Origin of the sequence: Okeania sp. SIO2F4, assembly GCF_010672385.1 — a bacterium.
Lineage (GTDB): Bacteria > Cyanobacteriota > Cyanobacteriia > Cyanobacteriales > Microcoleaceae > Trichodesmium.
Genome location: NZ_JAAHGT010000332.1, coordinates 1 through 9407 on the forward strand (window position 1 = coordinate 1; position 9407 = coordinate 9407).

The window sequence follows — 9407 nt, forward strand, 5'->3', positions numbered from 1 at the left end:
AGTCAGAAAAATCGTCTCTTGATTTTCTTTTCCTATCTTGCCCAAAATGCTAAATTTTTGCATCTCTAGCACCTAAAAGCTGGTACTTTTTCAAGACCTAAAAAGGCTAAAACTTTTATCTATAAACACTTTGAGGTATAATCAGCAATCCCTAATTCAAGATAGTTTTCATTATCAATTATCAATTATCCACTATTCATTATCCATTATCAATTATTCATTAATTGTTGACTAAAAAGTTCCTTTGTCTTAACCCAAGCATCAGCAGTAGCTTGAGCATTGTAACTACTACGATGGTCACAAAAGAAACCGTGGTCTGCTGGATAACGAAATACTTGATGCTTTATTTGATGTTTCTGTAATTCTGCCTCTATTTGGTCTACCTGTTCTATAGGAATTAAAGGATCTTCTGTACCAAAGAAGCAATATATCGTACCACTAATTTTAGGAGTCAGAGTAATAGTAGGTTCACCACCACCAGGAGTACCAGTGGCAATACCACCTCCATAGAAAGAAGCAGTTGCTTGAATTTCTGGCAAAGTAGCTGCTAGATAGGTAACATGGCCTCCAAAACAGAAACCTATACAACCAAACTGATCTGGTTTAACAGTAGGTAAGCTTTTGAGATAATTAATAGTAGCTTGAATATCGCTGAGTAGTTCCGAAGCTTTGGTTTGTTCTTTGTACTTGCGACCTAATATTAAATCTTCCTCAGTGTAGCCTACTTCAAAACCAGGAGCTTGACGTTGGTAAATTGACGGAGCGATCGCCACATAGCCTTCTTTGGCAATTTTTTCTGTTACTTCTCGAATATGGTTATTAACCCCAAATATTTCTTGTACCACCACTACTGCTGGAAATGGACCAGATCCTAATGGTTGTGCTAAATAGGAATCTATTTGAAGGTCTCCATTGGGGACTTGAATATGGGTTGTATGGATTTCTAGTTCTGTCATATCGTCGCTATCCTCCGAAGGTGTTGCGTTTTAGGTCGTAGGTGAGTAAGTCTTATGTGGCATATTAGGTCTTAGGTCCTAGAGGAGAAAAGTTTATCTAAAACTTACCGAAAAATAAAGGTTTAAAGCCTCTCCTTTCCAGGAGAAAAAAGCGGTCGTTTGCGGAGCAGTCCGTTAGGATGGGATGGTAAAGAAACCTAGCCATATCCAATCTCCCCTTGAGAAGAAAAAAATTTCCTTTTAACCAATCCTCTTCTTTTGAAGAAAAGGTAATTATTAATTATTAATTGTTAATTATTAATTATTGAACACCTCCGCAGCTCAAACCTTTTTTCAGTTGAATCCCCTTTCAATTAAACCTAAAACCTGATTCAAGATTTAGATGTTGAGTTCTCCCCGCTTTAAAAAGACGGGGATTCTAAGCGGTTGTTCGGAGCGGATTAAAACCGCGCTCCTCACTTTGCTTACGATATGATTTAGATAAATTTGTTAAATCATATCGTTTTGGCATACTCAAAACTGCCCTACGCACCTTGACTAAAGATAACTTTAGCTGTGAGCTTACCTTTCTTAAAATATTGGCTGCACCATTGCAGTCACTGTTAATTTTTGCTCCTTTTTCTGTTTGATATTGTCCCCGTCCTAATCCATCTCCTTTTTTTCCTCTTTTTCCTGACGGTTTCCACTGGTTGGGTTTTTCACCAAATTTAGGCAGAAAGTCCTGGTCTAAAAAAGAGGCTTTAGAAGTGTAAGATTCTTCAGTTTCAATAAATTTTAAACCATATTGGGTAGCTAATTGAGCAATTCTATCTTTTAACCTAGCTGTGGGAATCATTACCAACTCTTGGTTGTTTTTCTGACCAATATTAATCGAGTCTTTATTCCTTTTATTCCAGCCAAAAACAATTACACCTACATCATTCTTGAAGCACCAATTAATAATAAAACGTGCTGCTTTATTAATAGCATCTCTCATCTGGTTGCGAGGAACGAAGCAATCACGCTTTTCTGTTATCAGCCCTAGTTCTGAGTCCCAATAATCTTGATTTTTACCTTTCTTAAGAGCTGCTATTCTCTTATGATACCATTGATTTTGAGATTTGACTTTTTTGCCATCAATAATAAAAGATTTTCCTGTAGTTGAAACACAAGTCAACCAATTATTTAATCCTGGATCTATCCCTAAAGCATTACCATAATTAACAACAGCTTTAGTTGGGTTTATTTTATAAACAAACTCTGCATAGAAACAATTATTTCTTGGCAATATTCTGATTTCTTTGATCTTTTTAAAATCCAAATTACTGGGCAGGGGAATGGTAATGTTATCTAGACCAAACCAGGCTTTGACTTGTCTCCCTAAACCCAATCTAATTTTATTGCCCAAACATTTGACAAAACGGGCTGGATAAACTGCTACTTCTAGACCGCCTTTTTTGCGGTAATTAGGTAATCTTGGCTTGTTATCTAATTCTCCTGCCCACCATTTTTTGATTAAAGCTTGATACCCTTTAAATGAATCATATATTTTGTGTAATGCTTGTTGAGCCACATTCGCTCTGAGAGCTTTAAAATGCCAGTTACTTTTTAGTTCTTTATCTAGGGTGTATTTACCAATAAATCTCTGGGTTTTAAAATATAGCTGACGGCCATAGTAAATTCCACAGTTAGTGAGTTTATTGACTTCCGAGCAGATGAATTCCAACACAGCTTTAGTTTCTTTATGTGGGTGTAGCAAAACTTGTTGGCAACCGTACATTATACTCAGAACTTACTTGTTAATTCATCTATATTATTATACTTTATTTTATTCAAAATAACAACAATTAATCAATATGGAGACAATCACCAAATATCTGAAAAATACACATAGGAAATGATACAGGGGGTTAAAACCCCCGCTTGCTCAACTGCCCCCCGTTAAAACGAGGGGCTATCTCTCGCTCACGGTTTTTTTCGGTATATAGTTGATTGCCATACTATATGTTATACCAAGTTTACTCAATACCATTACTATACAGGACTACCCAAAATATAAAACCACTAAGCCTCCGCATTTGGAGAGAATTTATGCTATTATTGTTCACTGTTAACTATAGTTGTCCTGAAAGCCTTGTACAGAGCTATAAAGGTCAGAATCTACCCATCATCAGAGCAATCCCAAAAGCTAAGTCAAATAATGGGGTGCGCTAGATGGTGGTGGAATTATGCCTTAAACCTGTGCAATGAAACTTATAAACATACAGGCAAGGGATTAAGCCAGTTACTCTCAATAAAGTTCTGCCAAAGCTCAAAAAGTCTGAAGAAACTGCATGGTTGAAAGAATGTTATTCTCAAGTTTTGCAGTCAACAACACTAAACCTAACCAAAGCATTTAAGAACTTTTTTGAGAAAAGGGCTAAGTACCCTAGATTCAAGTCTTATCGCGGGAAGCAATCCTGTCAATATCCTCAAAACACTCAAGTAGTTGAGAATGGAGTTAAAATCCCCCAAGTCGCGGTAATTAAAGCCTCAATTCATAAATTGTTTAACGGTCAATTAAAAACTGTAACTATTACTAAAACAACGACAGGAAAGTATTATGCCTCATTGTTGTTCGACACTAAACAAAAAAATCCTGAGATTGTGTTAACTGGTAAAGTTGTTGGTATCGATCTTGGATTAAAAGACTTTTGCGTTACCCACGATGGTAGTAAAACTTCAAAATATACTAATCCTAAACACCTGAAAAAACATGAGAGAAATTTAGCAAGAAAACAAGCTAAATTAGCTCTGCACTTGAAAAAGGAAGTAAATCAAGAGAAAAAGCAGGTCAGCTAGTTGCTAGAGTTCACGAACGTATCAGTAATGCCCGCCAAGACTTTCTACACAAATTATCTAGAAAAATCGTCAATGATAATCAAGTAGTTGTTGTTGAGAATCTAAACATCAAGGGTATGGTTTCCTACGGAATGCTGCGCAAACGTAATCATAATCTAGCTAAAGTTATATCTGATGTAGGATGGGGAATATTTGTCAATTTTATTGACTATAAACTACAACAAAAAGGTGGTTTGTTAGTAGAAATTGATAGATGGTTTCCTAGTTCTAAAACTTGCTCTAATTGTCTCTACCAAATGTCAGAAATGCCATTAGATATTAGGAAGTGGACTTGCCCGAATTGTGGAATGCACCATGACCGTGATGAAAATGCCAGCAAGAATATTAGAGCAGAAGGCATCAGACAATTATCGGTCTTGGAAGGACTGCTGCTGAAGGAGGGGAAGTCAGACTAAAAGGTGGGCGTAAGCCTGTCTTGAGGCATTCCCCTGTGAGTTCAGAAGCCCCAACTTTAGCGTAGCAAGTTGGGATAGTTCACATCTATATCATAATCATAGATATTCCTGAGCAACAATTTTTTGACTTTTGTTGCCATCCACTGGAGCTTAGGTAATGGTTGATTTTCAGATTAAAGCAGATAGTGATATTCCCGCATCAAACCAATTATTTAATCAAATTCGGTTTGCGATCGCCTCCGGACAGTTTCCTCCTGGCCATCGATTACCTAGTACCAGACAACTTGCTATGCAAACTGGGTTACATCGTAATACCATAAGTAAGGTATATCGTCAACTAGAAGATACTGGCCTTGTAGAAGCTCAAGCAGGTTCGGGTATATACGTGAAAACTCAAGGCCATAAATGGGTGTCAAAGTTAAAGTCTCCCATTTTCGACAAATATCCAAATGCTAGTAACATAGTCAAGCGTAGCTTAGATGAATTACTGTCCCAAGGTTGTAGTTTAAATGAAGCCAGGGAAATGTTTTTGATTCAAATTGACTGGCGATTACGTTGTAGTGCTAGGGTATTAGTCACAGCTCCATCTTATGATCTTGGTATTGGACAGTTAATGGCTCAAGAGTTGGAACAAGCTCTGAATATTTCTGTACAGTTAGTTCCTTTAGAAGAACTAGGTGAAATTATAGACCAAGTATCTTGTGGAACAGTTGTAACAAGTAGGTATTTTATTGGGCGAGCTGAAGAAATAGCTGCTCCTAAATCTGTCCGAGTTATACCAGTTGATATATATGATTATGGTAAAGAATTTCAATTGCTACATACATTACCCAAGGGAAGTTACTGTGGTTTAGTTAGTCTCAGTTCAGGTTTATTAAGAGCAGCAGAAGTAATTATTCATAGTTTGCGTGGAAATGATGTAATTGTTATGACTGCCCAAGATACAGAAACCCATAAAATTAATGCTATGGTGCGGTCAGCTAGAATAATTGTTTGTGATAAATTTAGCTTTGATATAGTTAAAGCTATATTACAAAAAAATAGGGAAAATATTATTCGCCCACCACAAATTATATGTATTGAAAATTATATTGTTACAGATTCGATTAATCTCTTGAAACGAGAGTTAGGTTTAGCCTAGCTAGACAAATATTCTTAAGTATGGGGAATAGGGAAGCAGAAAATAAAATAAATTAAAATTAATTTAGATTCTATATAGAGGATTTATCAAATATATCAGGCAAAGAAGTTTGGGATTTTAGAGAATAGGGAAGAGCTTAATTGGGAAAATAGAAGAGAAAAAAATACTGTATCTCATTCATCATAGAACCGCTATCTACAATGTTTATGTTACCGTAACTAGAATTTTAATCATGGAACAAATAGGATAAATACAGTTATAAATAAATGAATTATTGATAATTTCACTGGATGATTGTTGATTTAATTACATAATTACAGAAGAAAAAGAGATATAGGAGTTCTAAGAGACTATTTGTCAAAAAAATCTTAAGGTAGCTCTATAGCGATCTAGGATTAGGAGAGCAAAGTTATAAAACTCTGTTCCATTTTGCGTTTTTCTACGGAATGATGGACAAATGTGTCGCGCAGCGTTTCATGTCGGCGACAGCCGAAAACGCCAGAAATTTTTCTTTCAGAAGGACAATTTATGAAATTCCTCGCCCGAGAAGTTTTCTCACCTTCTGAATATTTGCTCGATCAAAATAATTGGGTCTAAAACCCTACTTTTGAAGGCGAAATGTTTTTGGAGGGTTGCTCAAAATTTATATTATATCATATCCGCTAGTATTGTTTGTGTCAAACCAGGTGTGAATATCTACAGGAAATTTAATTTTTTTTTTGCTTTTAAGCCTTCTTCTCTCTTCTAGATAACTAAAGCCTTCTTCCTTACTCTTACCTTACAATACCAATGCTACCAGACTTGATATTACAAAAACAACTTCTGACTTCTTACTTCTGACTTCGTTAAAAACAGTCTCTCAATCAGTCGTGATATCTTAGAAACTTATAAAATAACATTAAAATCAATGTCTTGACTCGATCCTGTCATAACGACTTGGTATTTTAAGATAATCTAAATCACACAACCTGTATAGGACTGTTATAGTCTATAAAATACTAATAAAATATTGGCAAATCAACTAATAAATTATCAAGGTAAAAATGAAAACAGCAATTAGAAATATTAATACACAGATATTAGAACATAATTTACAAAAAAGCTGGCAATCTTTAAAAAAATCCAATGATGTTTGTCAAATTCAATGCGACTTAAAAGCAGGAACATTATTGGTGGTTTGTCAACATCCAGTCAATATAGTAATAGATAGACAAAAAACAATTGCAGAGTTAAAAAGTATAGTTCAAAAACAGGAGTTAGAATCTATAGAAAAAGTGGGTATTTGCTTGAATGTAATCGGTCACATATATCCTTATGCTTATCATTCATTTTTTACGAAGAGTCGGCAAGAAGAATCTACATTAACTTTTATGCCGAAATCGGTAGATGGAAATATAGCTTCTGAAGTAAAAATTACACCAGAATTATTAGATTCCTTAGATAATCCATTTAATTTAAAAGATTTAGAAGGAATATCTATTAGATTAAAATCTGAGGGGATATCTGATTCAAATTCTCATGTCATAAATAAGAATATTCCTGGAGAGAAAAGTCAAAAGTCAGAAATCAAGATTACCTCAAAATTACTGGATGATTTAGATAACCCTTTTGATGTGGAAGGATTAGACCTATCTCCCAAAAAAATCAAAAGAAAAGCCAGAAACTATGTAGAACAAAAATCACCTGTAAGAAAAGAATCAACTGTTAACTTAGCTACCTTTTCTCAAGTAGAATTTCTCAGTGCTAGTTTAAGTTTAGCAATTTTAATAGGCTGTTTTTATGCAATAACTCAACCCTGTGTGATTGGAAAATGTATGATAATACCAACAGCAAAAGAGTTAAATCAACAGTCACTAGAAACAATTAAAAATGTCAAAAACTCTTTAGCTCCAAAACAGGCACAAGAAAAGTTAGAAACAGCAGTTCAAGATTTAGAAAAAATCCCATTTTGGTCAATACGTTACTTAGAATCACAACATTTAAAGTCTATTTACCAAACAGAAACTGAACATTTAGAAACAATTAGAAAAGCTTTGCGTAATGGTCAACAAGCAGCTCAACATAGTAAAGGTTTACCACTACCAGCAGAAGACTGGGTAGAAATTCAATCACTTTGGCAAGAGGCGATCGCTCTCCTAGAAAAAGTACCAGAAGATAGTAGTGCTTATCCTTTTGCTAAAAATAAATTGCAGCAATATCGTAAGTATTTAGTTGCTATTAAAGGAAGATTAACTACTGAAGAAGAGGCTAATCAAAAATTAATGGCTGCTAAAACATCAGCTCAGTTAGCAGAGACAAGAGAGGTAATAGCTCAGTTTCCTGAAAGCTGGAAAAATGTATATTCAAATTGGGCAGATGCCTTGGATCAAGTATATACTATTCCTCCACAAACAACCGCCTATTTAGAAGCAAAAAATTTACTACCTCAGTATGAACAAAAACTTCAATTAGCTGAGGAACGTAGAATTATAGAACAAATTGGTGAAGAGGCTTATAATCAAGCTATTGGTTACTCTAAACAAGCTGAAGTTTTTGAAAGGAGAGGTAATTGGAAAGAAGCGACAGAATATTGGCAAAAAGCTCTAAATTCTGCTGAAGAAGTACCTAATAATTCTAGTTATTATGCTAAAGTTAAACCACTTGTTAAATCTTATAAGACTCTTCTAAAAGTAGCACAAGCAAACCAAAGATTATTAGATACTTTAGCAAAAGCTAATCAGGATTTAAGTAAGACTTGTCAAGGAAAACCAAAAATTTGTCAATATAGTGTTACGAAGGATTTAATTACTGTGCGGTTAACTTCTGACTATGTGGATAAAATTCAAAAAACAGCTAAAGCAGTAGAAAGTAGTAAAGATAAAAAGAGTCGTAGTGCACTAGAAAAACATTTGAAAACTTTACAGGTTGCTTTAGAGGCTATTAGTAATAATGCTAAAATTCCTTTAGAAGTTTATAACCCACAAGGTTTAAAAATTGCTGCTCATATTCCCAATGGTTGAAGTAGGGGAGTGTGGGGAGCGTGGGGAGTGTGGGGAGTGAGAATTTAGTTAAGATAAAAGTCTTAAATACGAGAAAACTGCTGTTTTTTGAAAGTAGAAATAGGGTTCTGTATTTCTGAAGCGATCGCTCAATTGGATAACTTTTCTATTTTTCTCTTTTCACAATGATTATATCCCACAAATATAAATTTATTTTCCTGAAAATAACTAAGACTGCTGGTACATCAGTTGAAATTTCTTTATCTAGATTTTGTGACGATGATGACATAATAAGTCCTATCTCTTTGAAAGATGAAGCTATCAGAAAACTTCTTGGAAAAAGACCACAAAATTATTTAGATTTTGATGCTCAGGGAAATGAATACAAAAAGTATTTCAACCATATCACTGCTAAAGAAATTCAATGTGTCATAGAACCTTCGATTTGGGAAAGTTACTATAAGTTTTGTTTTGAAAGAAATCCTTTTGATAGAGCTATATCTTTGTACTACTTTCTTTGCCAAAACAAATCCATTAAATTTGATGACTGGCTGAAAAATAAGTATACTAATCCATTCCTAAAAAAAAATTGGAATATTTACACAATCAACGATAAAGTAGTAGTTGATTTTATTGGTAAGCATGAAAATATTCACTCATATTTAACTTTCGTCTGTCAGAAATTAAACATACCATTTGATGGATATTTACCAAAAGCTAAAGGATTTTTCAGAAATGACAACCGCCCTTATTCTGAGTTTTTGAATGCCGAAAAAATGCAAATTATCGGTGAATGTAACTCAAATGTTATTGATTTATTAGGTTATGACAATGAAAATCAAAATAATCACAACATTTCAATTTTAGACAAAGAAAAAGAACAACCACAAAATGTAAACATTCACCTCTTAGCAGTCAGCTATCAGATGCATGAATGAATAATTCCTTCTCAGTAAATAAAGAGCGTACTTTGACAGTAACTTCTAATTCTATCTTAATTTTTTAATTGCTTTTACTTCCTCCTCTCATCAATAGCTGATAGCTAATAGCTGATAGC

6 protein-coding genes and 1 pseudogene are annotated in these 9407 nt (G+C 34.4%); 5 read left to right on the forward strand and 2 right to left on the reverse strand.

Features of this window, described 5'->3' with window-relative positions; all coding sequences use genetic code 11:
• Nucleotides 1–209: 209 nt before the first annotated feature.
• Both F6K22_RS20385 and F6K22_RS20390 read right to left on the reverse strand, forming a co-directional pair.
• Complete coding sequence (locus F6K22_RS20385) at nucleotides 210–956, reverse strand: dienelactone hydrolase family protein (RefSeq protein ID WP_293101863.1); 747 nt, start codon at nucleotides 954–956, stop codon at nucleotides 210–212.
• Nucleotides 957–1374: 418 nt separating this feature from the next.
• Nucleotides 1375–2715, reverse strand: coding sequence for an RNA-guided endonuclease InsQ/TnpB family protein (locus tag F6K22_RS20390; RefSeq protein WP_293101865.1), 1341 nt, complete (start codon nucleotides 2713–2715; stop codon nucleotides 1375–1377).
• Nucleotides 2716–3135: 420 nt separating this feature from the next.
• Here F6K22_RS20390 and F6K22_RS43555 point away from each other — a divergent pair, with 420 nt between their 5' ends.
• From F6K22_RS43555 to F6K22_RS20410, 5 genes and pseudogenes are all read left to right on the forward strand, one after another.
• Entirely contained in the window at nucleotides 3136–3276 is a 141-nt protein-coding gene (locus F6K22_RS43555; protein WP_483244147.1) for a helix-turn-helix domain-containing protein, read from the forward strand.
• Nucleotides 3273–4231 (forward strand): annotated as a pseudogene (locus F6K22_RS20395) (RNA-guided endonuclease InsQ/TnpB family protein). The gene F6K22_RS43555 and the pseudogene F6K22_RS20395 overlap by 4 nt, the downstream one beginning before the upstream one ends.
• 157 nt (nucleotides 4232–4388) lie before the next feature.
• Complete coding sequence (locus F6K22_RS20400) at nucleotides 4389–5372, forward strand: GntR family transcriptional regulator (RefSeq protein ID WP_293101867.1); 984 nt, start codon at nucleotides 4389–4391, stop codon at nucleotides 5370–5372.
• 1043 nt (nucleotides 5373–6415) lie between these two features.
• Nucleotides 6416–8371, forward strand: coding sequence for a hypothetical protein (locus F6K22_RS20405; RefSeq protein ID WP_293101870.1), 1956 nt, complete (start codon nucleotides 6416–6418; stop codon nucleotides 8369–8371).
• A gap of 164 nt (nucleotides 8372–8535) precedes the next feature.
• The gene (locus tag F6K22_RS20410) at nucleotides 8536–9288 is read left to right on the forward strand and encodes a sulfotransferase family 2 domain-containing protein (protein ID WP_293101873.1); all 753 of its coding nucleotides are present in this window, start codon (nucleotides 8536–8538) and stop codon (nucleotides 9286–9288) included.
• Nucleotides 9289–9407: the final 119 nt, after the last annotated feature.